The following is a 24,135-nucleotide window of genomic DNA, read 5'->3' as shown; positions in this document are numbered from 1 at the left end:
ACAACATCAGGAGCCCTCATCATGCGCAATCAACCGAAAGACGGTGTCGATCGACGCGACTTCATGAAAACGGCAATGGCGCTGGTCGGGGCATCGACCGCGCTCGTCACGCAGGTCGGCCCTGCCCATGCGCAGGGCGCGAATGCGCCTGCCGCCGGCGCGGCAACCGGCGCGCGTCAGCGAACGCTCTACACGGGCGACGTGATCGACGGCAAGAAGGTGATCAATGCGCTCGACGTCGACGACCTGCCGCGCGGCGCGAAGCACATGTTCTATTTTCAGGGCGTGCAGATGCCGACGGGGCAGCATTGGTACGTGTCGGTGATCGTCGTGCGCGGCGCGAAGCCGGGCAAGCGCGTCGCGCTGATCAGCGGCGTACATGGCGACGAGATCAGCCCCGTGCATACGATACAAACCGTCGTCAGCCAGCTCGATCCGGCCCGGATGTCGGGCACGGTGCTCGCGGTGCTCGACGTATCGCGTCCCGCGCTCGAAGCGATGGAACGCCGATGGCCGAACTCGGGCCGAGGTATCGACCTGATCGACATCAATCGCGAATGGCCGGGCAACGAGAATGGCCCGAGCGCGCCGAGCCGACACGCGGGACTGCTATTCAACCGGCTGCTGCGGCCGAACGCGGACTACGCGATCGACTTCCATACCGGCACGACCGGTATGGACCTGACCTCGTTCAATCTCGCGCGGATGGAATTGCCGGAAGCGCGTGCGATGGCGGAGCTGTATCCGATCGCGCAGATCTTCGACAACCCCGCGTATCCGACGCTGCTCGCGAATGCGCTGATCAACGTCGGGATTCCCGCGATCACGCCGGAGATCGGCGTCGCGCGCGTCCTCGATCTCGAGATGATTCCGCTGTTCGTCGAAGGCACGATGAACGTGCTCAAGCGCTACGGCGTCGTGCCCGGTCCGATGGGGCGCACCGGGCGCGACGTGGGGATCTTCGTCGGCAATAGCGGACACACCATTCTCACCACGCATGGCGGCTTCGTCGAACTGCTGGTCAAGCTGAACGACAAGGTCGCGGCGGGGCAGAAAGTGGCGGTCCAACGCAATACGTTTGGCGAGGTGGTCGCGCAATACACGAGCTCAGTCACGGGCGAAGTGACAGGGCGCCGTACCGATGCGACGGCGGAGCCCGGCATTCCTATCGTGATGATTCTTTATCAGAGTGCCAGCCGGGAGAACCCGGAGGATTACTCCGAGTAGCCACGATCGGTGTCGCGAGCGGCGGGGTTTCAGTCGCGAGGCAGGATTCAGGCACGCTCGATGCTCCGGGGATATAAGCAGCGATCTCTTTGCACGATATCCCGACGCCTGATCGGTTTGATTCGATCGATCGCGACGGTCGACACTGGAAGAACACAACACGAAACCGACCACCCCCTTACTGGCAGTCAGCTTCTTCGCGGCCGATGTGCAGGCAGGCGCGGGTCCCCTTCTTGGCATCTATCTGCAAGCGCACGGATGGAGCCCCGGCTCGATCGGCACCGTGCTGACGCTGGGGGCCATCGTCAGCGTGCTCGGGACGGCTCCGGCCGGTGCACTGGTCGATGCGATTTCTCATCGGCGCGTGGTGGTCGTTGTGGCGAGCGCCATGACGGTCGCTGCCGCGTGTGTGATCGGGCCGTGTGGGTCACCCAGGGCGCGACGATCAGGCGGGCCTGCGATACGCGCCGCGACGAGTTGGAGAAAATGGCCGACATCGACGCGTCGGCGTTGTTTTCGTAGCGTGTCCGGCGGGGCGCGCATTCAGCGAGCGCAGACGCCGCATCGCCATGGTCCATCCATTTGAGGTAATATAGTTCCTCAAGTGGAGGGCTTATGAGTGACACGGTGAAAGTACGGGTTTTTCTAGGTTATGGCGGCAGTGCCCATGTCGATCCGGCTGCGTTTACCAGCATCTTCCGGGTGGATCCGACCTTCCGGATCGCTATCATCAAGTCAGGTGTAAAGCCCGAAACATTCGGTGTCATCGCGAGGCAGATGGACCGTAGCCGCGAGCAGCTCGGCAAGACGCTCGGGTTATCGGTGACGACCATCGACCGCAAGCAGAAGGCCGGCGAAAATCTGTCGTCAGAGCAGAGCGAGCGAGTCGTGGCGATGGCGAGACTCATTGGTCAGGTGCAGGCTATGGTCGAGGAGTCGGGCGATCCCGAGGGGTTCGACGCCGCGCACTGGCTGGGACGTTGGCTCGATGAGCCATTACCGGCGCTGGGCGGTCAGCGGCCGGCGGAATTCATGGACACCGCGGAAGGACGGGAATTGGTTTCGCGGCTTCTCGCCATGGCGCAAAGCGGAGCCTACGCTTGACGGGCGGCGCGACGCTGTGGCGTATTGGAACCGACACACCCGGCTATACGGCCGACGACATGTCAGGGGTGGGGGCGAAGATCACGGGCGGTCGATGGAACCGTCCGGGAACGCCTTTGCTCTATACGGCCGGCAGCATCGCACTTGCCTGCCTCGAGACGCTGGTCCATCTGAAGTTCGGTGATCTGCCGTTGAACCGTTACCTGATCTCGATTGCCGTGCCGCCGGCTGTCTGGCGCAAAACGGTGTCGCTGGTGGACCCGAGCACACACGTGGGCTGGGACGCGTTGCCGGCAGGCATGGTCAGCCTCGATGTTGGGGAGCAGTGGGTTCGATCGAAGGCGAGCGCGCTGGCCGTCGTTCCGTCGGTGATCGTTCCCCGTGAACTGAACGTGCTGGTGAATCCCGGGCATCCGGACATCTCGAAGCTGAAAGTCACGAAGCACGAAAAGTGGTCATACGATCACCGGCTCATGAAAAGAGCCTGATCCGTCGATGTTTGACCCAGATCAAGCCGCCGAACTCACGGCGACCACCGATGCAATCGTCAAAGTCACACGCACGACGATCTGCGGGATCGGTCTTCACATTCTCAAAGGCGACGTGCCGACCTGCGAGCCGGACCGCATTCTCGGCCACGAAGGCGTCGGTGTCGTGCATCAGACCGGCGACGCGGTGAGCGGGCTCGCGGCGCTATTGACCCCGCAGTTCTACTTGCCGGCGCAGATCATCATGATCGACCTCGACGCGAACCGGCTCGAGGTCGCGCAGCGCTTCGGCGCGACCGCGTGCATCGACAACGCGCATGCGGATGCGGTCGCGCAAGTGCTGAAGCTGATGAAATCGGTAGGCGCCGACTGCGTGATCGAAGCGGTCAGCAGTCCGGCGACGTTCGAACTCTGTCAGCAGCTGGTCGCAAGTGCAATCTTCACCTGGACAAGCTGTGGGGACCGCAACATCGCGATCACGACGCCTCTCGTCGATACCGTCAGTACACCGATGCTGATGAAGACGGTCAAGGAGGGCCGGATCGAACCCACGCTTCTGATCACGCATCGATTCCGGCTCGACGATATCCTTTCGGCTTACGAAACATTTTCAAGCGCCGCCAGCACGCGCGCGTTGAAGGTGTTGATCGAGGCGTCATAAAGCTTCGCAGGCGGCCATGCCGTCGATGGCAGTGTCTGCCAGAAGCAGCGGGGCGGCTGCGCGCATGACTCGTATAGGGCTCTGGATGTCACGCGCCGCGGACCTCTATACTGTGCGTCGTCAAACACGAGGCCTGCCGAAGTCGACATCGCTGGAACCCGCGCATCCATGGATACTGATTTGTCGTCGTCGCCCCGCTCACGGCTCGCGCGCGTTATCGAGGTGTTCATCGTATTTCTGAAACTCGGGCTGACCAGCTTCGGCGGCCCGATCGCTCACATCGGCTACTTCCGGCGCGAGTTCGTCGAGCGTCGGCACTGGCTCGACGACGAAGCCTTCACCGATCTGGTCGGCCTGTGCCAATTTCTGCCTGGACCCGCGAGCAGCCAGACGGGATTTTCGATCGGGCTGCTGCGGGCGGGGTGGGCCGGGGGCCTTGCCGCGTGGTGCGGCTTTACGCTGCCGTCGGTACTCGTGATGCTGGCCTTTGCCGCAATCGCCCCCGATCTGCGCGGAGCGCTCGGCACGGGCGTGATTCATGGCCTGAAACTCGTCGCGGTGGCCGTCGTGGCGCAGGCTGTCTGGGACATGGCGCGCCGTCTGTGTCCGGACCGCCGCCGCGCGGCGATCGCGCTCGCGTCGCTCGGATTGCTGAGTCTGCTGGCCACCGCCTACGCGCAACTGATCGCGATCGCCGCCGGCGCCGTGCTCGGTGTCGCGCTGTGCCGGACGACGCCAGCGCAAGCGCCACGCCCCGCTGCGCGACGGGCCGGCGACTTTCAGGTGTCGCGCACGGCCGGCACCGCCGCGCTGATGGTCTTTTGCGCGCTGCTTTTTGCGTTGCCGCTGTGGGCGGCAAGCGGTGCCTCGCAAGGCATCCGCCTGTTCGATGCGTTCTATCGCTCCGGTGCGCTCGTGTTCGGAGGCGGGCATGTGGTGCTGCCGTTGTTGCAACGTGAAACCGTCGCGACAGGATGGGTCGCGCCCAACGACTTCCTCGCCGGCTATGGCGCGGCCCAGGCCGTGCCGGGACCGCTGTTTGCGTTCGCGGCGTTTCTCGGCTGGACGATGGCACTCCCGCCGAGACACTGGAGTGGCGCACTGCTGGCGATACTGGGCATTTTTCTGCCGGGTCTGCTGCTCGTCGTCGCCGCGTTGCCGTGGTGGCAAACGCTGCGCGCGCGTGCGGCGATGTCGGCGGCGCTTGCCGGCGTCAATGCGGCCGTGGTCGGCCTGTTGGCCGCCGCGCTTTATTCCCCGGTGTGGACGAGCGCGGTCTTGTCGCCGACGGATTTCGCCGTAGCGTGCATCGGCTTTTTGCTGTTGATGCGCTGGAAAGCGCCGCCGCTTGCGCTCGTCGTGCTGTGTGTCGCCGCCGGCGTGGCGCAAACGGTGCTGCACCACGTCTGACAGGCGAATCGCGCGCGCCCTTCAAAAGCACCGATGTGCATCGTCTGTCGATCGGCTGAGCGCGGGCCGGCCAATGAGCGGCTTACGCGTCGCCCGGTTTCCCGGGCAGCATGCGCTTGAGCACGTCATCGCCCAGCACGTAGTGATGAAACAGCGCGGCGGCGGCATGTCCCGCCGCGATGACGATGATGGCCCAGCCGACGAAGTCATGAGCCTCGCCAATCGCATGATGGGTCGCCTTACTGGTCGGCGCGAACGGAGAGGGGATCTCCAGGCCGAAAAAGCTCATCGATTCGTTGCCGGACCATCGCAGTGCGAAACCCAGTACCGCTTCGCCGATCAGCAGTGCATACAGAAGATAGTGGACGCCTTTCGCGGCCAGCTCGATCCACCCCGCGCCAACCGCGGGACTTTGACGTCCGGGTACCAGACGCCACGCAATGCGCACGATCAACACCGCCGACAGCAATATTCCAAACGACATGTGGCCGACGATCATCAGTGGCGCGTGGGCTTTGGCGCAAATCCCCAGGTGTGGGCCAGACCGAATTGTGCCAACACCAGAATCACCGTGATCCAATGCAGCAGGATCGAGAAAGAGTCGTATTGCGTGCGGTCATCGCCGGCGGCGATTCGCGTTGCCGTCGCGGTCACGGATGAATGTTTGAGCTTGGTCATCGGGTCGATCGAACAGAATGAGCGCCAATGGAGCGTACCGGGATCTGGTGAATCATTGCCTAAGGGTAGGACAAGCCTGGCGCCATCGCCACGTCAAGTCTCACGATTGCGTGGCCCGGTATCCGCTAAGATCGTCGCGGGATCCACCGACCAGAAAGATTTCAAAACGAAACGCGCAATGGACCGTATCGACGCCATGAAGGTATTCGTCGCCACGCTCGACGAGGGAAGTCTCGCGGGTGCAGGCCGCCGGCTGGGCCGTTCACCGGCGGCGGTGAGCCGGGCCATCGCGTTTCTGGAGACGCACACCGGCACGCCGCTCCTGTACCGCACCACGCGCACGATCCGGCTAAGCGACGCGGGCGAGCGCTACGCGCTGGCGTGCCGGCGCATCCTCGCGGATCTCGAGGAGGCGGACCTGCTCGCAGCCGACGAACGCTCCGCGCCGCGCGGCCTGCTCGGCGTGACGGCGGCGGTGGCGGTGGGCGAGCAGGTGCTGCGCCCGATCGTCGATTCGTTTCTCGATCGCCACCCTCAGGCGTCGATCCGCCTGCATCTGCTTGACCGGCCCGTCAGCCTGATCGACGAGGGCATCGACGTAGCGTTGCGCATCGCCCATCTGCAGGACTCGACGCTCGTCGCCGTTCCGGTGGGCGAGGTGAGGCGGGTGGTGGTCGCTTCGCCCGACTATCTCGCCACGCATCCGCCCATCGTGGCGCCCACCGATCTCGCCAGCCATCCGGTCATTTCGATGACGCATTTCGGGCTCGACTCGTGGAGCTTTCCGGCGGCGCGTCAAACGGCGCTGCCGCAGGTCGTGCGGTTCACGCCGCGCTTCATCGTCAATACGATCCGCGCGGCGCTGGCTTCCGCCGTGGCCGGGCATGGCGTCACGCGGCTTTTCTCTTATCACGTGGCCGAGCAGGTCAAGGCCGGTGCGCTGAAAATCGTGCTGCGCGACAGCGAGCATGCGCCGCTGCCCGTCAACCTGGTGATGCCGCACGGGCGCCTTTCAGTGCCGAAGGTGCGCAGTTTCGTCGATTTCGCCACGCCGCTGCTGCGCGACTATTTCGAGCGAACCCAGCACATCACCGACGCCGACTGACGCTGATTCGTCCGCCGCGCGGAAGAATGACTTACGCAGCGCGGCGATTCTCCCGGGCTGCGACTCGAGCTAGACTGGCTCCCATATTCATCAGGTGCTTAACAGCCTTGGTAGAGGGGAGTCATCATGCAGCAAGCCGTCTCGAATCCGACCGCTCCGGCCGGCTACAACGTCTGGCGGGGCACGCTCGCCGGGGCCAGCGCGAGTCTCATCGGCATCGGTCTCGCGCGTTTTGCCTATACGCCGCTGTTGCCGGCCATCATCGGCGCGCACTGGTTTCCCGCCACGAGCGCGGCTTATCTGGGCGCGGCGAACCTCGGTGGCTATCTGGCCGGCGCGCTGCTGGCGGGCGCGATGGTGCGCGTGGCGAAACCCGCCACCGTGATGCGCGCGATGATGCTGCTCGCGACCGTCGCCTTCGTGGCCTGCGCGGCGCCCGTGTCGTTCCTGTGGTTTTTCGTCTGGCGCCTCGTCTCGGGGATCGCGGGCGGCGCGCTCATGGTGCTCGCCGCGCCCACCATCCTTGCGCACGTGCCGGCGGCGCGCCGGGGCTTCGCGAGCGGCGGCATCTTCACGGGCATCGGGCTCGGCATCGCGGCCTCGGGCACGATCGTGCCGATTCTGTTGCGTCAGGGGCTCGCCTGGACGTGGCTCGGGCTCGCGGCCGTTTCGCTCGCGCTGACCTTGGTGGCGTGGAACGGCTGGCCCGAGCACGCCGCGCCCGCGCATGCCGATGCGCGCTTGCGCTTCGAAACAGCGCCTGCCTATCCGCGCGCTGGCCTGCGCGCGCTGTATGCCGAATATGGCCTGAACGCCGTGGGGCTCGTCCCGCACATGCTCTTTCTCGTCGATTTCGTCGCGCGCGGGCTCGGTCGCGGCGTCGATGCGGGCGCCGAATTCTGGGTGCTGTACGGCCTGGGCGCGATCGTCGGACCGCTCGCGGCGGGCCATCTCGCCGATCGCGCGGGCTTCGGGCGCGCGCTGCGCGTCGCGTATCTGGCGCAGGTCGTTGCGGTCGCGATCCCGGCCGCGGGCTGGTTCGGGCCAGCGGGGCTGATGGTCTCGGCCTTGCTCGTGGGCGCGTTCACGCCGGGCATCGTGCCGCTAGCGCTCGGCCGCGTGAACGAATTGCTTGCGCACCATCCGTCCGCCGTCAAGGATGCGTGGAGCCGCGCAACGACGAGCTTTGCCGTGATGCAGGCGGTAGCGGCCTACGGTCTTTCGTTCGTGTTCTCGTCGAGCGGCGGCAATTATCAGATGCTTTTCGGGATCGGCGCAGTCGCGCTGTTGCTTGCGCTCGTCGTCGATCTTGTGTCCGCGCGCAGAGTGAAATGAACGCCCATGCGCCGCGCCCACTACACGGTGGTGGCCGCGCTGCTCGTGAACGCGATGATGGTGCTGCTCGCCAATATGTCGATCGAGCCGATCATCACCGTGTATATCGGCGGCCGTGGCGTCGGTGCGGCGCATGTTGCGCGCGTGGCGGGGCTGGTTATGGCATGCTCGGCGCTCGGGAGCATGCTGATGGCCGCGTGCCTCGGCGCCGCTTGCGGCGGCTTCGCGCGCTGGGCGCACCGCCGCGCTGGGGCCTGACAGGCTGGCAAGCTGGCAAGCTGGCAAGCTGGCAAGCTGTCGGGCACATTGAACCTTTAACGCATCCGGTGGGGAAGGAAACATGAGCACTCAAGCGGACAATACTCAAGCGGACAATCGCGCGTTGCTGCGCGCGCTCGGCATCCACAAGCCGATCATTCAGGCGCCCATGGCCGGCGTCACCACGCCGGCGCTGGCGGCCGCGGTGTCGAACGCGGGAGGGCTCGGCTCGCTCGGCGTTGCCGCGATGAGCGCGGAGAATGCGCGCCGCGCGATCCACCAGACGCGTGAACTGACAACGCGGCCGTTCAACGTCAACGTGTTCTGCCATCGCCCGGCCACGCCCGATGCCGCCATCGAACGTGCCTGGCTCGATTGGCTCGAACCGGTGTTCCGGCAATACGGCGCGGCGCCGCCGCAAGCGCTGTCCGAGATATACACGAGCTTCGTCGTCGATACGGCGATGCAGGCGATGCTGCTCGCGGAGAAGCCGGCCGTCGTGAGCTTCCATTTCGGCTTGCCGCCCGATGCGGTGATCGCGCAACTCAAGCACGCCGGCATCCGTTTGCTGGCGAGCGCGACCAATCTCGACGAAGCGGCCGCGGCCGTCGAGGCGGGGGTCGATGCGATCGTCGCCCAAGGCATCGAAGCGGGCGGCCATCGCGGCGTGTTCGACACGACCGGGCGCGACGAGCGCCTCGGCACGTTCGTGCTGACGCGCCTGCTGGTGAGTGAGTTCGACGTGCCCGTGATCGCGGCGGGCGGCATCATGGACGGCGCGGGCATCGCGGCCGCGCTCGCGCTGGGCGCACAGGCGGCGCAATTGGGCACGGCGTTCGTCGCGTGTCCGGAAACCTCGATCGACGACGATTATCGCCGCGCGTTGCTCAGCGATGCGGCGCGCTCGACGACGTTGACCTCGGCCATTTCGGGGCGCCTCGCGCGCAGCATCGTCAATCGCTTCACCGCGCTCGGCGAAGACCCGCGGGCCCCGCGCACACCGTCCTATCCGATTGCCTATCACGCGGGCAAGGCGCTCAATGCGGCCGCCAAGGCCAAGGGGGAGTTCGGCTACGACGCGCAATGGGCGGGGCAGGCCGCGCCGCTTGCGCGTTCGTTGCCCGCGGGGGAACTGATCGCGCAGCTGGAACGCGAGACGCGTGGAAGTATCGAGCGGCTGCAATCGGTGTGGAATTGAGCAGCCGAGCTCATGCAACGCAAATTCGACGATCTGCTGCTGGGCAGCATCGAGCTTTTCTGCCTCGCGGCGGAGCTCGGAAGCTTTACGCTGGCGGCCAATGCCGCGAGCGTCATGCCGGCGGCCGTGAGCCGCTCAGTGGCGCGGCTCGAGGAACGGCTCGGCGTGCGCCTGTTCGTGCGCACGACGCGCCAGATCCGTCTGACCGACGCGGGGCGGCGCTACTTCGAGCAGAGCCGTCAGGCCTTGTCGCAACTGATGGACGCCGAGCGCGAAGTGACGGGCGAGCAAACCACACCGGCCGGCGTGCTGCGCATCAGCATGCCGACGCCCTATGGGCACTATCGCGTGTTGCCGCTGCTGCCGGCGTTTCGCGAACGCTATCCGCAAGTCCAGGTCGAGACGCACCTGAGCAACCGCAACATCGACTTCGCGGACGAAGGTTTTGATCTCGCGATACGCGGGCGCGCGCCGGCCGATTCAAACCTCGTCGCGCGTAGGCTCGAAGAGGCGGAAATGGTCGTGGTGGCGGCGCCCGCCTATCTGAAGCGCGCCGGCGTGCCGAAAACGATCGCGGACCTGCAGGCACACGAGTGCATCCAGTTCGAACTGCCGAGCAGTGGGCGCCATCTCGCGTGGACCTTCGAAGGCACCGGTGAAGATGGCGACGTGCTGACGCGGGGAAGTTATGGAACGTCCGGCGACGCGCTTGCCGGCGTGACACTCGCGCGTGCCGGCGCGGGGCTTTTTCAGACGTATCGCTTCGTCGTCGAAGACGACCTGCGCGAAGGTCGGCTCGTGGAGGTGTTGCGCGAAGCGGGCGGGCGCACGCGGCCGTTCATCCTGCTTTATCCGCACGCGCGCTACCTGACTTCACGTGTGCGGGTTTTCGTCGATTTTCTCGTCGAGCGGTTGGCGAAACCGGCGTCGCCCACGACGCCCGCGCCACGCGCGCGCGCCCACGCATCACATTGAACGGCAGCGCGGGCTTGCAGAGTCTTCAATTGTCGAATCTCGGCAACTGGGCGTCCGGGCAGTTCGTCGTTGGGCCTTCGATCACGCTGCCGATATTCGAAGGCGGCCATCTGAAGGGGACGCTTGCGCTGCGTGAGGCACAACAGCAGGAAGCCGCCATCGTCTACAGGCAGACCGTGCTGCGGGCGTGGCGGGAAGTGGACGATGCGCTCGTCACCTACGATGCCGAACAACGTCGCCGCGATCGGCTGACCACTGCCGTCAGCATGAACGAGCGCGCTCTCGCGGTCGCGCGCGAACGCTACGAGGCGGGCGCTCTCGACTATCTCGACGTGCTGCCCAGCGGTTGCGGCGGGGAGGGCAGTTCGAGAGCGAGTTCGGCGAGTTTCTGTTGGACGGACATGGTGGGCTCCTTTGAGCGCGATGTCGAGCGCGCGAAGCTGATCACGCGCTTAATGTGCGGATACCCGCGCTTACTGACCTGCGCTCTGGCCACCGTCCACATGCAGGATCTCACCGGTCACGAACGGTGCCGAGTCGAGATAGAGGATCGCATTGACGATGTCGCTCATCTCGCCCATGCGTCCGACCGGATGCAAGCCGGCGAGCGTCGCGTGCGATTCGACCGGATGCATCGGCGACTTGATCACCCCAGGCGACACCGCGTTGGCACGGATACCGGCGCGCGCGTATTCGATCGCGAGCGAGCGGGTCGCGGCATTCAGACCGCCCTTCGTGAGCGCCGCGAGCACCGACGGCACGTGGCTGCTCGCCTTTTCCGCGAGCGTCGTGGTCACGGTGACCACGTGGCCGCTGCCATGCTTCTGCATCGCCTGGATCGCGTACTGGGTGATGTGGAAGAAGCCGTTCAGGTTGACGTTCAGCAGCGCCGCGTAGTCTTCGGCGGTGTACTGCGTGAACGGCTTCGCGATGAAAATGCCTGCGTTGTTCACGAGCGTATCGACGCGTCCGAAGTGCTCGATGGCAGCGTCGACCACGCGGCGTGCGGTGGCGGCCTCGCCGATGTCGCCGGCCACGGCGACATGGTCGGCCTCAACCGTCGGTGCGATGGAACGAGCGGTGGCGACGACGCGATGACCCTGCGCGCGGAACGCTTTGGCGGTTTCAGCGCCGATGCCTTGCGAAGCGCCGGTGACGATGACGACCTTTGAAGTGCTCATGGTTTGCCTCACGGTATGATGGACTCGGCCTGCTGGCCGTTCGAACCGATGGATCCGATGCAGGCCACTGTAGGCGCATCCGCCTCGGCTTCGAACACACACCGTGGACAAAGAGTCTTGCGTCACGAGAACAAATCACGGCGCCGGCGACGCCGGCGGCTAGAACCACAGCCAGCGCCAGATACCCGCGGGCCAACCGGCGAGCGGGATATGCGCCCAGGTCGCCACGAGCCAGAAAACGAGGCCGCCCGCCAGCGCGTGCATGCCGAACCCGCCGAGCCGCGCGCGGCCGGCGGCGATTGCCGCGAACGGCAGATAGCTGGTCTTCGATTCCCATACGGGCCACAGATCCGGTTGCAGCCGGCGTTTCTTGCGGTCCTGTAACGCGGCACCGACCAGTGCGAGGATGATGATCGCCGCGGCAAGGACGATGTTCCGGGTGACCGGGAACACAGCGACATGGCACAGTCCCCAAAGCGCGAACGACCACATCATCGGGTGACGAGTGACCGCGTACACGCCGCGCGCCGCGTCGGGAAACGCGGCGCCCCGGCCAACGGTGGGCAAGGCGGGGTTGCGGATCAGCGAGCCCATCAGCAGGATCGACGCGATCAGCATCAGCACGGTCACGACCGCCCACAGCGCGTCGCCTGCCGGCCATAGCGGTGCGGAGACGGGCGTCCTGTCGTAAGCCATGACCATCCAGCCGAACGTGAGTATCGCAATCAGCGAATAGACGCCCATCGCGCCCCGTTCGCCGATCGCATGGACCATACCGGCCCGCAACGGATGGGACAGCAGAAAGTGACTGCCGACAAAAGCGAATGCCGCCACGACAAGTATGTCGATGCTTCCCATTGGCCCGGCTCCTCAAGTCAGATGATCGGTCGACCGTGTGCAATGGAGAATACTACGTCGGGTGGGGCGACGAAATGATCACGCCGGATCGCGCAAGTCGAAACAACTGCGTCGAGTCCGCGATCCGGTCAACGGCTTCCCGTCAGCGTCGCATCGCGGTGGCGGCGGCGTCCATCGCTGATGCCGCTTTTATTCTATCGACCGGTGTTGCGCTTTGGTGTACTGGCGGTAGTCCGCGATTATTGACGCGGGGGAGCCGCTGACATCATGAAACCTGTCGAAGAACCGTTTGGCATGGCGCTCGCAGTAGCGCTGGAGTCGCAACGAGGGCGCGGCTGGAGCGTATTCATCGAAGCGCTGGCCGTGCCGGCAAGGGTCGGCATTCATCCACACGAACACGGTGCGCCACAGGCAATCGTGATCGACGCGCGGCTCGGCTACGGTGCTGCGCCGAGCGAAGCGAACGGATGGATCGACTACGACGGGTATTGCACGCGCATCGCAGACTTTCTCGCCCATAAACCGCATACGCGCCTGCTTGAAACGCTGGTCGCGGACATTGCGGAACTCTCGTTTCGGCAATGGCCCGCCCTTGAGACGCTGACGCTTAGCGCACACAAGCCGAAAATCCGGCCCGGCACGCGTTGCGTAGGTGTCACGCTCGATTGGACGCGCGCGGACTATCTGCTGTGGCGCGGCGCCGCGCAACGCTGAATGTGCGCGAGTCGGACCGGCGCGTGGACGGTCTCGGCCGTCCATTTTTTGGGCGCGCATTGGCGTTGCCAGTTTGTTAGCGCAGCAAACGCCGGCAAACCGACGGATCGAGAGACTCAAACTATTAACACGACATTATAGTACTAATGTCGTGTTTGAGGCGGTCGTATGTAGCATATATAGCGTTTTACGTTGTATTATCAACACATCACCACGCATGCAGCCGCGCCGGCCATGACCCTCGAATCCGACATCGAAATCGCCCGCCAAAACGCATCGGACACGCAATCGCTCTATCGCGAGGTTTGCGCGCTGCTGTTTTTCCGCTACGGCGAAACCCCGACCGCGAACCGCCTGTATCAATTGGTGCGCAAAGGCAGCATGAGCGCGCCGGCCAAAGCGTTGCGCGATTTCTGGACCGACGTGCGGGACAAAACGCGTATCGACGTCGGCCGCCCGGATTTGCCGCAGGAGGTCGCAGCGGCCGCCGGCGAGTTCGCGGCGCAAATGTGGCGTCTGTCGAGCGACGCCGCGACCGCCGCGCTCGACGTATTCAGACACGACGCCGACGCGCAAATCGCCGCGGCGCGAGAACAGGCAGCGCAAAGCGACATGCAGCGCCAGCAGGCCGTTGCCCACGCCGAACAGGCGGCCAGCGATGCCGCAACCGCGCGTGCACGGATGGCTGGGCTCGAGGCGCGCATCGTCGAGTTGCAGACCGCCAACGACATGTTGACGGCTCAATTGGCCGCATCGAAGGAAGAAATCGCGGCCGCAGGCGCCGCGCTCGCCGATGCCCGGCGCGATTTCGCCGACGAACTCGCGAAGCTGCGCCGCTCGCACGAGCAAAACGAGCAGCGGCTCGCCGCGGCGGAAAAGCGCGCCTTGCTCGAAATCGACAGTGAGCGGGCCGCGGCACAGCGTCTGCGCAAGGAGCTTCAGGCAAGTCAGGAGCGGGCGGCGGCGCTCGAAGCCAAATCGCGGACCGAGCGCGACGCGTTGCGCGACGAATTGGCCGCATCGAAATCGGAACTGGCCGCCTGCGGTGCACAGCAGGCCTCGACTCGAACGCAGCTCGCGCAAAAGGATGCGGCGCTGGCCGAACGCGTGGCGGCGTCCGACCTGTTGCGCCAGCGTATCGACACGCTGTCACGGCAGCTGGAGGCGGCGCGAACAGAAAAAGCATCCGCGCGCCCTGCCCGCCGCGTCCGCGAAAAATCGTCCGCGCAAGCCCGCGCGACGGCGGGTTTCTCAGGCGCACCGTTCATCAAACGTTCGTCCAACACAAAATCACGCGAAGATTGAGGCACGCGACGTCCTGGCGTGCCACGACACGAATCGCAAAGTGGTTACCTTAAACTCCACGAAACCGGTTCTCCACCAAGCCAGTCGAGCGACTAACCTGATCTCATGTCAAACCCACCGCGAGGACGGATAACATGAAGATCATGCACGTCGACGCCAGCGCAAAGCGCGAGCGATCCAATTCCCGCGCACTCGCCCGCTATTTTCTTGAGCGTCTGCGCGAAGAACGCGTCGACTTCGAGCTCGACTATCTGGACGTGACACTCGACACGCCTGCGCACGTCACCAAGCCGTTGGCGATCGCGACCTTCCGCGTTCAGATAAGTCACGCCGGTCCGCGTAACGCGTGCGCGTGGAGAGTTGGCCGCGCAGTGGGCAAAAGGCGCACGCGTGGCGAACCGCGAAGCCGAGGTGCTGTGTCAGGCTGACGAGGAGTGACGCCATGAGCACGATCCGCACACTGTTCGCGTCGGCGTTGCTGGCCGGCGCCGCGATCGCGGGTACGTTGGAGCCCGCCGATGCCGCCGACACCGGCGAGGCGAGCTATGTGCTGTCGGGCGCGATCCGCAGCCGTGTCGATAACGGCGCCGAGCGCATCTACCATGCGGGCGAATCGTGGACCGAGAAGCCCGGCGCGCATCACAGGGTCAGCGAGAACGCGAGCACGACCGAGCCGGCAAAACTGCTCGCGATTTTCGTCGCGGATACGAACGACCCACAGCTCGTGACGTTCGATAAAAAGTAATCGTGAGGGAACGGCGGCACTCGCCGCCCGCCCGCATCGATGCAACTGCAACGATCCGCGCGAACGCTGCATCAGAACCGCGGATGACACTCGAAACTGACCGACGACTCGTGCTCGGTCATCACGCTGACGCCGCTGACGGTTTCCGTACTCACGCTGCTTTGCATGCCGCGGCGCTCGCAGTAGTCGCGTGCTTCGTTCATCGCGAGTTCGTGCGCGCGCGCCCACGCCATGCGTCCGCCGGTCGCGCTGGCGGCCACCGTGTAGGTGCCGGGCTTGCCGCTCGCGACCACGTCCGTGCTCGACGCGCATCCGACCACACTCGCGCACGCAAGCGCCACCGCGGCCACCGCGCGCATGCGCGCGAGCAGCGCCGCCCTCTTCCTTTCTGTGCTTTCTGCCTGCGCAACGCACGCAGCTTCAAGTAGCCGCACCGTTTTGCGCGCCTCGGCAACACTGTCCAAACCTTGACTCGACATCGTGGAACACCTGCATTTTTAACCGGATAGTCAGGCAGTAATTATCCGGAATCGTTCGCGCAAGATCAGCCGATACAACCGAAAACACTGTTGCGTGCCTCTTAACAATGGATGGCAGCGCGACGCCCTGCCAACGTCGGCGATGAGCGGACCATATGGTTCATAAAGGGACTTCCCGAATCGCTTTTCAGCGCCTAGTCTGTAACGATGCCTTTTGCGCTCACAGGCATAGCGAACCGCAAGCAGCCCCCACAACATAGCGGCATACACCGGTCGCCGAACCGGAGGAGATATATATATGGATCTCGAAGTACGCACCATGCGTCGCGTCACGGTCCGGCTCGTGCCGTTCCTGATGCTGTGCTATTTCATCGCCTATCTCGATCGCGTGAACGTCGGCTTCGCGGCCCTGCAGATGAATCAGGCGCTCGATCTGTCCGCGAGCGCGTTCGGCTTCGGCGCGGGCGTGTTCTTCCTCGCGTACTTCTTTTTCGAAGTGCCGTCGAACCTGCTGCTGGAACGATTCGGCGCGCGCCGCTGGATCGCGCGGATCATGTTCACGTGGGGCATTCTCGCGGGCGCGATGGCGTTCATCCCGGACATCGCGCGCTTCACCGGGCTCTCGTCCGCGCACGTATTTTTCGGCCTGCGCATTCTGCTTGGCGTCGCCGAGGCCGGCTTTTTCCCCGGCATCATCTTTCTGCTGACCTTGTGGTTTCCGGCCGCGTATCGCGGACGCGTGGTCGGCTACTTCATGGCGGCGATTCCTCTGTCGACGGTGATCGGCGGACCGATCTCCGGCGCGCTGCTGTCGCTCGATGGCCGCGGCGGACTCGGCGGCTGGCAGTGGCTGTATCTGATCGAGGCGCTGCCAGCGGTACTGCTGTCGCTCGCGGTGCTGTTGTATCTGACCGACAAGCCCGCCGACGCCAGCTGGCTCAGCACCGACGAGCGCGACTGGCTGATCGCGCGCCAGAAGCAGGAGCGTGAGCATCGCGAGGCGGTGCGCCACTTCAGCGTGAAGGAGGCGCTGATCAATCCGCGCGTGCTCGCGATCGCGCTGATCTATTTCGGGGCGAACGCAACCAACTATGGCCTGAGCTTCTTCTTGCCGCAGATCGTGAAAGCGTTCGGCCTCACCAATCTGCAGACCGGTTTCGTGACGTCGCTGCCGTACGTGGTCGGCCTCGTCAGCATGATTGTGTGGGGACGGCATTCGGATCGCCATCTGGAACGCCGCTGGCACGTCGCGATTGCGCTGTTCATCGCGGCGGCGGGCATCGCGGCCGCGGCCGGGCTCGATGATCCGGTGCAGAAGATGATCGCGCTATCGATTGCCGGCTTCGGCATCTTCGGTTGCCTGCCGGTGATCTGGGCCCTGCCGGCCGCGTTCCTGTCGGGCGCGGCGGCCGCGGGCGGCATCGCCGCGATCAATTCGCTCGGCAATCTGGCGGGCTTCTTCGGGCCGTTCGCGATGGGCTGGATCAAGGACAGCACCGGCGGCTTCGGCGCCGGGCTGCTATGCCTCTCGGGCGCGGGGCTCATCGGGATGGCGGCGGTGTTGCTGCTGCATCACGACACGTCGCTCGAGACGGTGCATGGCAATCCGCATCAGCGCCCAACGGGTGAAGCGGGCATCGCGAAGTCTTAGCGCTTTCGGCTCATCCTCGTTCAAGATGCACCCGGGCAACGCGCCCGGGTCGCGTTCAGTTCGCCCCGCTCCCGTTATTCGACTCTTCGCCGCCCGCAGCGCCAGCATCGGGCGGCACGACGTCGTCTGGCGTCGGAGTCGGCGCGAGCGCTGCCGCACCGCCGCCATGCGTTTCACCGTCGACGGCATGACCGGGCGCCGGCGTGGGAGCCGATTCCGACCCGGGCGCCGGCAGCAACGGCGGTAACGCGCGTGCTTCGCCCTGCACCACTGACGCGCCCGCTGCCTCCGGCACCGCCGCCGGTGCGGCCACGGCAGACGTCGCCGGCTGTGTCGACGCCACCGGCGCGCGCCGCGCCGGAGCACGCGCGACGACCTGCCTGTCCGGCTGCGCCGGCGCGCGCGTGAACAGGTGCTCGATCCAGTCGCGCAAGCGTTCCGCGCGCTGCGCGAACCAGCCCGGCTGCTGGGCGGTGTCGAACTTCACGTGGCTGTCGACGAGCCGCGAGCGCTGGGCGCGCTGGAAGAAGTCGCCGACGATCGGCAGCGCGCTATGCGCCCCCTGCCCCCAGTAGTCGCTGCGCAGTGTCACGCGGCTGTCGTTGAAGCCGACCCAGGCCCCCGCCACCAGTTGCGGCTGCATCAGGATGAACCAGCCATCCGCGTTGCCCTGGGTCGTGCCGGTCTTGCCCGCGACATCGCCGCGCACGCCGAAGCGCGTGCGGATGCTCGCGCCGGTGCCGCGGCTGACCACGTCGCGCATCACGTCGACGAGCGTGCGCGCCGTGTCGGCGGGCAGTTCGCGTTTCGGCGCGGCCGGCTTGAATTCGGCGAGCACGTTGCCGTTGCGGTCCTCGATGCGCGTGACCATCAGCGGCTCGACGTAGCTGCCGAGGTTAGCGATGGTGCCGTATGCCGACACCATTTCCTTCAGCGTCACCGGGCTCGTGCCGAGCGCGAGCGACGGCACCGGGTCGAGCTGGCTGTCGCGCACACCCATCGCGCGGGCGAGCTTCGCGACCTTGTTCGGACCGACCGACTCCATCACCTGCGCGGTAATGCGGTTGCGCGAATAGGCGAGCGCGTCGCGCAGGCTGATCATGCGACCGCTCGGCTCGTCCTCGTCGTTCGGCTTCCAGATTTCGCCGCCGGCCAGTTCGATCTGGACCGGATTGTCGGGCAATGTGTCGTCCGGCTTCGCACCGGCCTCGAAGGCCGCCGCGTAGACGAACGGCTTGAAGGTCGAACCCGGCTGACGCCGCGCCTGCTGCACATGATCGAACGGATCAACGCCAAAGTCGCGGCTGCCGACCCACGCCTTGATTTCGCCGGTGCGCGGGTCCATCGCGAGGAAGTCGGCCTGCACGCGCGTCTTCGTATCGCAGACGCTCTGCACGAGCTTGCGGTCGGCGAGCAGGCGTTGCAGCGCGTCGTCGTCGGCGAGGCCCGTGTCTTTCGCCGCGCGGAACTCAGGCGTTTCGCGCAGGAACGTGCGCAGCAGGTCCTTGTCCGCCGGGCAGCCCGCGCGCGTGCCCCACGCCGAATTCGCGATGTTCTGCAACTGGTTGCCCTGCAGCGTGACCGCCTGGGTCGCCATCGTTTGCAGACGCGAGTCGATCGTCGTGCGCACGACGAGCCCATCGGAATAGATGTTGTAGTCGTTGCGATCGGCCCACGCGACGAGCCATTTGCGCAGCTGCTGCGTGAAATGCGGCGCGGGTCCGGGCGGCTCGATCTGACGCTCGAAGTCGAGGCGCAACGGCTTGCGCGAGAGTGTGTCGTACTGGGCGGGCGTCAGCTTGCCGTACTTGACCATCTGCGCGAGCACCGTATTGCGCCGCTGCAATGCGCGCTCGGGATTCAGCACCGGGTTGTAGTACGCGTTGCCCTTCAGCATGCCGGTCAGCGTCGCCGCTTCGAGCACATTCAGGTCGGATGCGGACTTGTCGAAATAGGTACGCGCGGCCATCTCGATGCCGTACGCGTTGTACAGGAACGGCACCGTATTCAGGTAGGTTTCGAGGATCTCGTCCTTCGTGTAGAACGCCTCGATCTTTAGCGCGGTGATCGCTTCCTTCAGCTTGCGCGTCAACGTCGGCGCGCGGCCGATTTCGTCGGGATACAGATTGCGCGCGAGTTGCTGCGTGATCGTCGAGCCGCCCTGGCGGTCGCCGGAGAACGTGTGCAGCGCGGCCGATGCGGTGCGCCGCCAGTCGAGTCCGAAATGCTGATAGAAGCGGTGATCCTCGGTCGCGATCAGCGCGTTCACGACGTTCGGCGAGATGTCCGCGAGCTTGACCCACTCGCGGTTCGACGGCTTGAACTCGGCGAGCAGCTTGCCGTCCGCCGACAGGATCTGCGCGGGCTGCTCGATCTTCGCCTTGCGGATGTCGACGATGCTCGGCGTGAACGGAATCAGCAGCAGCACGTACAGCACGAATAGCACCGGCAGCGCGGCAAGCCCCGCCGCGAACGTGCGGCGGGTCGGATGGCGCAGATGCCACGCGGCCTTCGCGAACAGCGGATTCGCGAGGGTCAGCCCTTTGTCGAGGGCCGCCAGAAAGGAAGAAAAGAGGCGCTTCACGTGCTGTCGTCGGCTGGGAAAGGCGCAATCGTACCAAGACGTGGGCGGCGCGCCGATTTTTGCATCGTTCGCGGGATGGAGTGCGGCTCCAGCGGGGCCACTATAATGTCGCCAATTCCGACAAGAGGTGCTTCATGATCATCAAACCGCGTGTGCGTGGCTTCATCTGTGTATCGACCCATCCGACCGGCTGCGAAGCCAACGTCAAGGAACAGATCGAGTATGTGAAGGCACGCGGCCCCATCGCCAATGGCCCGAAAAAGGTGCTCGTGATCGGCGCGTCGACCGGTTACGGCCTCGCTGCCCGCATCAGCGCCGCGTTCGGCTCGGGCGCGTCGACGCTCGGCGTGTTCTTCGAGCGCGCCGGCAGCGAAACCAAATCGGGCACGGCCGGCTGGTACAACACCGCGGCGTTGGAAAAATTCGCCACCGCCGAAGGCCTGTATGCGACCAGCATCAACGGCGATGCGTTTTCCGACGAAGTGAAAGCGCGCACGATCGAAGTCATCAAGCGCGATCTCGGCCAGGTCGATCTGGTCGTCTATAGCCTCGCGGCGCCGAAGCGCCAGCACCCGAAGACCGGTGAAGTGTTCAGCTCGGTGCTCAAGCCGATCGGCAAGGCGGTCAATCTGCGCGGCATCGACACCGACAAGGAAGTGATCAAGGAAACCGTGCTCGAACCGGCGACGCCGGAAGAAATCGCGCACACGGTCGCGGTCATGGGCGGCGAGGACTGGCAGATGTGGATGGACGCGCTCGGCGAAGCCGGCGTGCTCGCCGACGGCGCGAAGACCACCGCGTTCACCTATCTCGGCGAGAAGATCACGCACGACATCTACTGGAACGGCTCGATCGGCGCGGCCAAGAAGGATCTCGATCAAAAAGTGCTCGGCATCCGCTCAAAGCTCGCGGCCAAGGGCGGCGATGCGCGCGTCGCGGTGCTGAAGGCGGTCGTCACGCAGGCGAGTTCGGCGATTCCGATGATGCCGCTTTATCTGTCGCTGCTCTTCAAGGTGATGAAGGAAAAAGGCACGCACGAAGGCTGCATCGAGCAGGTCTACGGCCTATACAAGGACAGCCTCTATGGCAGCCAGCCGCATCTGGACGACGAAGGCCGCCTGCGCGCGGACTACAAGGAACTCGATCCGCAGGTGCAAGGCCGCGTGCAGCAGTTGTGGAACCTGGTGAGCAACGACAACCTCTACGAACTCACCGATTTCGCCGGCTACAAGACCGATTTCCTGCGTCTGTTCGGCTTTGAAATGAAAGGCGTCGATTACGAGGCGGACGTCAACCCGGACGTGCGGATTCCGAATCTCGTGCAGGTTTGATTTGCGTCAGCACGGATACGCACCCTGCAACGCGCGCAGGATCGCGAGCCCGATCGGGAAATCGTCGGAAACGCCCGGATGGTTCGCGAAGAACGCATCGAGCAACGGATAAACCGTCTGGTTGCCGATCGCGAGCGTTTGCGGCGGACAGAACAGCGGCGGCCGCTTCTTCGAGATCAGATCACCGTTCGCCCAGCCGAACGCGTTGATCGTGCCGGTGATGTACGCCGCGTAGATCGAGCTGTTGTCGGCGTGCGCCCATTGCTTGTATTGGGCGGCCGTCATCTCGGCGCTCGCGTTCAGGGTGAAGCATGCCGTCAGCAAAGCCAGCGCGAATTTCGTTACCCGCATCGTTGGACCTTCAATATCGCTAAATGGCCGCCATTGTAGGCGACGCGGAGTGCTCCGCGCACAAGCGGTTGAGCGCGGAAATTCACAAGCCGCGCGTAAGCATTGAAGGCGGTTGTCTGTCAGCCGCGGCGGGTTGCCCGAACGCGCGCGAATCCACGCTCACGGCGTGCCGTTACGGCAATACCTGCGATACCCGTCGCGCTCGGCGAGGCGCGCCATACACGCGGCCAGCGCCGGAAAATCGTCGTGCTGCTGCGGCGTTTCGAGCCAGCGGTTGGCGGACAGCGCGATCGGAATATCGGCGAGCGAGAACACCTCGCCCGCGATATACGCGCCGGTGCGCCCGAGCTGCTGCTCGACGATCGCCATATGCTTCGACCAGTTCGCGCACGACGCCGCGATCTGCCGCGGATCCTGATGCTCGGGCGAGCGCCGCACCAGCGCGAGAAACGCGTAGCTCCACGAGCGGTTCAATTCACTCGCCTGCCAGTCGATCCATTGGTCGCAGCGCGCGCGCTCGACCGGATCGGCCGGAGATATAGCGCGTCACCGCGATAACGGTTGGCGAGGTATCGAATGATCGAGTTCGATTCCCACAGCACGAAGTCGCCATCGCGAATCACAGGGACCATCGCGTTCGGGTTCAGCGCGCGGAATTCGGCGGCCTCGGTCGAGCGAAAGCCCGAGCCCCAATCTTCCTGTTCGAACCAAAGCCCAAGTTCCGCGCAGGTCCACAGCACCTTGCGCACGTCGATCGAAGTGGTCTTGCCGAGTATCTGCAGCATCAGTGGTGGTGTGGTGTGTCGTGCGGGTTGAGCGGGTTGAAGGAATGAAACGCGGAAGCTGGCCAGTTTGCATCAAGCAATCGGAATCGTAAATTCGTTTTATTCTGGCAGCCAGCGACCGAGAATCGCCGCACTGAGCCCCGAAGGAGCAACCAATGAGCGCGACCCCCACCCCCGCCCACGACGATTGGCACGCGAAGCAGTACGCGATGTTCGAAAACGAGCGCACCCGCCCGGTCCGCGATCTGCTTGCGGCGGTGCCGTTGGACGGCGCGCGGCTCGCAGTCGACATCGGCTGCGGGCCGGGCAATTCGACCGAGGTGCTGGCCGGACGTGTGCCGGGTGCGTCGGTCAGCGGCATCGACAGCTCCGCCGACATGATCGCGGCGGCCCGTCAGCGTCTGCCGCAACTGCGCTTCGACGTCAGCGACGTTTCGACGTGGGACGCGCGCGGCCCCTACGACGTGATCCTCGCGAACGCGGTGCTGCAATGGGTGCCGGACCACGAGCGGCTGTTCCCCGCGCTGGTGGCGAAACTTGCCGCGGGCGGCAGCCTCGCCGTGCAAATGCCCGTCAATCTCGACGAACCGGCGCACCGGCTGCTGCGCGAAATCGCCGTCGACGGACCTTGGGCCGCCAGGCTGAAGGGTGTCGAGCGCACCATCCGCCACGACGCGAACTGGTATTACGCGCTGCTCAAGCCGCTGTGCGCGCGCGTCGACGTGTGGCGCACGGTCTACCACCACCCGCTCGCGGGCGCCGACGCGGTGGTCGAATGGTTCAAGGGCAGCGCGCTGCGGCCGTTTCTCGCCGCGCTCGACGACGCCGAACGCAGCGCTTTTCTGCAGCGCTATCGCGACGAAATCGCCAAAGCCTACCCGGCGCTCGCCGACGGCACGGTGCTGCTGCCGTTTCCGCGACTTTTCATCGTCGCGACGCGCGGCGAACACTGAAGCCGCGCCGGGAATCGCTGTGAGCCGCTAAATGCCGGCGCGGCGGCTCCGGCGGGCCATTCGCGGGTCGATCGGGTCGCCCGCGCACCTTGCTGACGGGCCGCCCGAAACCCCACCTGTGGCGGCGCCGCACGCTAGGGTTGGTCGGGAATTGCCGCCCGGGAATTGCGCATGCTAATGTTCATAAAAGCGGAGGACGGCGCCCGCCGGCCTCACCGGGAAGCCATTTACTGCAGCGAGCGTCGCCATGAGTGATGTACGCCAACACCTGAGTCCCCGTGACCGCCTGGAGCTGTTGTGCTGGCTCACATGCGGAAGCCTCGGCGCTTATTATCTGAACGAAGACTGGCCCGACGCGGCGTTTCACGTGCAGTCCGCGCACAAGTGGCTCGACCGCCGCGCGCGCGAAGCCGACTGGCTCTGCATCGCGAAACTGTCGGCCACCGCGGTCGAAATCGCGCGGCGCCACGCGTACTTCGTCGACACCGACTGGGCGCGCGACGCGGTCGAGGAAATTCTCGATACCGACGAACTCGACCCGCAAGCGCGGCTCGTCCGGCAGGTGCTGGCCGACTGCCAGAGCGCGCTGGCCGACAAGCGGATCGCCGATTAGCCGCGGCCTGGTTTTTTCTGTTTTGCAGCGCTTTAGGGGCCAATTGTTGGCCCCTTTTTCGTCGTTTCGCGTTTCCGTGCGCGGGGCGCCGCTTGCAGTCGGTAAAAAATGCGGCACTTGCCGTCGCGGCTTGACGCGGCTCACCG

Annotated in this window: 23 protein-coding genes and 5 pseudogenes; 20 read left to right on the top strand and 8 right to left on the bottom strand. The window is 65.2% G+C overall.

Annotation, left to right across the window (positions count from 1 at the left end; genetic code table 11):
• The first annotated feature begins 21 nt into the window (after nucleotides 1-21).
• The 6 genes from F6X42_RS16950 to chrA all read left to right on the top strand — a co-directional run bounded on the left by F6X42_RS16950 (nucleotide 22) and on the right by chrA (nucleotide 4,890).
• Entirely contained in the window at nucleotides 22-1,227 is a 1,206-nt protein-coding gene (locus F6X42_RS16950) for a succinylglutamate desuccinylase/aspartoacylase family protein (RefSeq protein WP_187635321.1), read from the top strand.
• Between the two features lie 145 nt (nucleotides 1,228-1,372).
• Nucleotides 1,373-1,813 (top strand): MFS transporter, encoded by a 441-nt coding sequence (locus tag F6X42_RS16945; protein WP_187635333.1) that lies wholly within the window; start codon nucleotides 1,373-1,375, stop codon nucleotides 1,811-1,813.
• A 29-nt stretch (nucleotides 1,814-1,842) separates the two neighbouring features.
• On the top strand, nucleotides 1,843-2,331 hold the full coding sequence (locus F6X42_RS16940) for an Xre family toxin-antitoxin system antitoxin (RefSeq protein WP_187635320.1): 489 nt from the start codon (nucleotides 1,843-1,845) through the stop codon (nucleotides 2,329-2,331).
• Nucleotides 2,328-2,819 (top strand): RES family NAD+ phosphorylase, encoded by a 492-nt coding sequence (locus F6X42_RS16935; RefSeq protein ID WP_187635319.1) that lies wholly within the window; start codon nucleotides 2,328-2,330, stop codon nucleotides 2,817-2,819. The genes F6X42_RS16940 and F6X42_RS16935 overlap by 4 nt, the downstream gene beginning before the upstream one ends.
• Nucleotides 2,820-2,826: 7 nt before the next feature.
• On the top strand, nucleotides 2,827-3,480 hold the full coding sequence (locus F6X42_RS16930) for a zinc-binding dehydrogenase (RefSeq protein WP_187635318.1): 654 nt from the start codon (nucleotides 2,827-2,829) through the stop codon (nucleotides 3,478-3,480).
• Nucleotides 3,481-3,648: 168 nt separating this feature from the next.
• Nucleotides 3,649-4,890: a chromate efflux transporter gene (gene chrA, locus F6X42_RS16925; protein WP_187635317.1), complete on the top strand. Its 1,242-nt coding sequence runs from the start codon at nucleotides 3,649-3,651 to the stop codon at nucleotides 4,888-4,890.
• Nucleotides 4,891-4,972: 82 nt separating this feature from the next.
• Here chrA and F6X42_RS16920 read toward each other — a convergent pair whose 3' ends face one another.
• Together F6X42_RS16920 and F6X42_RS44010 are read right to left on the bottom strand one after the other, a co-directional pair.
• A complete protein-coding gene (locus F6X42_RS16920) occupies nucleotides 4,973-5,389 on the bottom strand; it encodes a cytochrome b (RefSeq protein WP_246530111.1) in 417 nt (138 codons plus the stop codon).
• Nucleotides 5,389-5,568 (bottom strand): hypothetical protein, encoded by a 180-nt coding sequence (locus F6X42_RS44010; RefSeq protein WP_246530110.1) that lies wholly within the window; start codon nucleotides 5,566-5,568, stop codon nucleotides 5,389-5,391. Before F6X42_RS44010 ends, F6X42_RS16920 begins: the two co-directional genes overlap by 1 nt.
• Before the next feature lie 178 nt (nucleotides 5,569-5,746).
• Here F6X42_RS44010 and F6X42_RS16915 point away from each other — a divergent pair, with 178 nt between their 5' ends.
• From F6X42_RS16915 to F6X42_RS16890, 6 genes and pseudogenes are all read left to right on the top strand, one after another.
• Nucleotides 5,747-6,673 carry a LysR family transcriptional regulator gene (locus F6X42_RS16915; protein WP_187635316.1) on the top strand — a complete coding sequence of 309 codons (927 nt, stop codon included), beginning with the start codon at nucleotides 5,747-5,749 and terminating at the stop codon, nucleotides 6,671-6,673.
• A 126-nt stretch (nucleotides 6,674-6,799) separates the two neighbouring features.
• The gene (locus F6X42_RS16910) at nucleotides 6,800-8,008 is read left to right on the top strand and encodes a YbfB/YjiJ family MFS transporter (protein ID WP_187635315.1); all 1,209 of its coding nucleotides are present in this window, start codon (nucleotides 6,800-6,802) and stop codon (nucleotides 8,006-8,008) included.
• 12 nt (nucleotides 8,009-8,020) lie between these two features.
• Nucleotides 8,021-8,242 (top strand): annotated as a pseudogene (locus F6X42_RS16905) (MFS transporter); the annotation flags it as partial.
• 106 nt (nucleotides 8,243-8,348) lie between these two features.
• On the top strand, nucleotides 8,349-9,464 hold the full coding sequence (locus tag F6X42_RS16900; RefSeq protein WP_187635314.1) for an NAD(P)H-dependent flavin oxidoreductase: 1,116 nt from the start codon (nucleotides 8,349-8,351) through the stop codon (nucleotides 9,462-9,464).
• A gap of 12 nt (nucleotides 9,465-9,476) precedes the next feature.
• Entirely contained in the window at nucleotides 9,477-10,439 is a 963-nt protein-coding gene (locus tag F6X42_RS16895; RefSeq protein ID WP_187635313.1) for a LysR family transcriptional regulator, read from the top strand.
• Nucleotides 10,424-10,777: pseudogene (locus tag F6X42_RS16890) on the top strand (TolC family protein); the annotation flags it as partial. The gene F6X42_RS16895 and the pseudogene F6X42_RS16890, both read left to right, overlap by 16 nt.
• Before the next feature lie 135 nt (nucleotides 10,778-10,912).
• Here the strand turns inward: F6X42_RS16890 and F6X42_RS16885 are convergent.
• Nucleotides 10,913-11,620, bottom strand: coding sequence for an SDR family NAD(P)-dependent oxidoreductase (locus tag F6X42_RS16885; RefSeq protein ID WP_187635312.1), 708 nt, complete (start codon nucleotides 11,618-11,620; stop codon nucleotides 10,913-10,915).
• Nucleotides 11,621-11,779: 159 nt separating this feature from the next.
• A complete protein-coding gene (locus F6X42_RS16880) occupies nucleotides 11,780-12,478 on the bottom strand; it encodes an NnrU family protein (protein ID WP_187635311.1) in 699 nt (232 codons plus the stop codon).
• A 267-nt stretch (nucleotides 12,479-12,745) separates the two neighbouring features.
• Between F6X42_RS16880 and F6X42_RS16875 the strand changes: the two genes are divergently transcribed.
• The 4 genes and pseudogenes from F6X42_RS16875 to F6X42_RS16860 form a co-directional block, all read left to right on the top strand.
• A complete protein-coding gene (locus F6X42_RS16875; protein ID WP_187635310.1) occupies nucleotides 12,746-13,192 on the top strand; it encodes a dihydroneopterin aldolase in 447 nt (148 codons plus the stop codon).
• A 234-nt stretch (nucleotides 13,193-13,426) separates the two neighbouring features.
• The gene (locus tag F6X42_RS16870) at nucleotides 13,427-14,497 is read left to right on the top strand and encodes a DNA-binding protein (protein ID WP_187635309.1); all 1,071 of its coding nucleotides are present in this window, start codon (nucleotides 13,427-13,429) and stop codon (nucleotides 14,495-14,497) included.
• 134 nt (nucleotides 14,498-14,631) lie between these two features.
• Nucleotides 14,632-14,808: pseudogene (locus F6X42_RS16865) on the top strand (NAD(P)H dehydrogenase); the annotation flags it as partial.
• Between the two features lie 230 nt (nucleotides 14,809-15,038).
• Nucleotides 15,039-15,242, top strand: a pseudogene (locus tag F6X42_RS16860) (cupin domain-containing protein); the annotation flags it as partial.
• 71 nt (nucleotides 15,243-15,313) lie between these two features.
• Here F6X42_RS16860 and F6X42_RS16855 read toward each other — a convergent pair.
• A complete protein-coding gene (locus F6X42_RS16855; protein WP_187635307.1) occupies nucleotides 15,314-15,721 on the bottom strand; it encodes a hypothetical protein in 408 nt (135 codons plus the stop codon).
• 298 nt (nucleotides 15,722-16,019) lie between these two features.
• Between F6X42_RS16855 and F6X42_RS16850 the strand changes: the two genes are divergently transcribed.
• A complete protein-coding gene (locus F6X42_RS16850; protein ID WP_187635306.1) occupies nucleotides 16,020-17,372 on the top strand; it encodes an MFS transporter in 1,353 nt (450 codons plus the stop codon).
• Between the two features lie 55 nt (nucleotides 17,373-17,427).
• Here the strand turns inward: F6X42_RS16850 and F6X42_RS16845 are convergent, their stop codons facing one another.
• Complete coding sequence (locus F6X42_RS16845; RefSeq protein WP_187635305.1) at nucleotides 17,428-19,956, bottom strand: penicillin-binding protein 1A; 2,529 nt, start codon at nucleotides 19,954-19,956, stop codon at nucleotides 17,428-17,430.
• 134 nt (nucleotides 19,957-20,090) lie between these two features.
• Here F6X42_RS16845 and fabV point away from each other — a divergent pair, with 134 nt between their 5' ends.
• Nucleotides 20,091-21,287 (top strand): enoyl-ACP reductase FabV, encoded by a 1,197-nt coding sequence (fabV, locus tag F6X42_RS16840; protein ID WP_187635304.1) that lies wholly within the window; start codon nucleotides 20,091-20,093, stop codon nucleotides 21,285-21,287.
• 6 nt (nucleotides 21,288-21,293) lie between these two features.
• Here fabV and F6X42_RS16835 read toward each other — a convergent pair whose 3' ends face one another.
• Both F6X42_RS16835 and F6X42_RS16830 read right to left on the bottom strand, forming a co-directional pair.
• Entirely contained in the window at nucleotides 21,294-21,638 is a 345-nt protein-coding gene (locus tag F6X42_RS16835) for a Rap1a family protein (RefSeq protein ID WP_187635303.1), read from the bottom strand.
• Nucleotides 21,639-21,797: 159 nt separating this feature from the next.
• A pseudogene (locus F6X42_RS16830) lies at nucleotides 21,798-22,423 on the bottom strand (glutathione S-transferase family protein).
• A gap of 155 nt (nucleotides 22,424-22,578) precedes the next feature.
• On the opposite strand from F6X42_RS16830, the gene tam reads away from it, so the two are divergent.
• Complete coding sequence (gene tam / locus F6X42_RS16825) at nucleotides 22,579-23,376, top strand: trans-aconitate 2-methyltransferase (protein ID WP_187635302.1); 798 nt, start codon at nucleotides 22,579-22,581, stop codon at nucleotides 23,374-23,376.
• Between the two features lie 247 nt (nucleotides 23,377-23,623).
• Complete coding sequence (locus tag F6X42_RS16820; protein ID WP_187635301.1) at nucleotides 23,624-23,989, top strand: hypothetical protein; 366 nt, start codon at nucleotides 23,624-23,626, stop codon at nucleotides 23,987-23,989.
• Nucleotides 23,990-24,135: the final 146 nt, after the last annotated feature.

Source organism: Paraburkholderia podalyriae (genome assembly GCF_014397785.1).
In the GTDB taxonomy this organism is placed as follows: Bacteria; Pseudomonadota; Gammaproteobacteria; order Burkholderiales; family Burkholderiaceae; genus Paraburkholderia; species Paraburkholderia podalyriae.
Note: the sequence above shows the minus strand (reverse complement) of the source record. Positions and strands in the feature narration are given on the sequence as shown.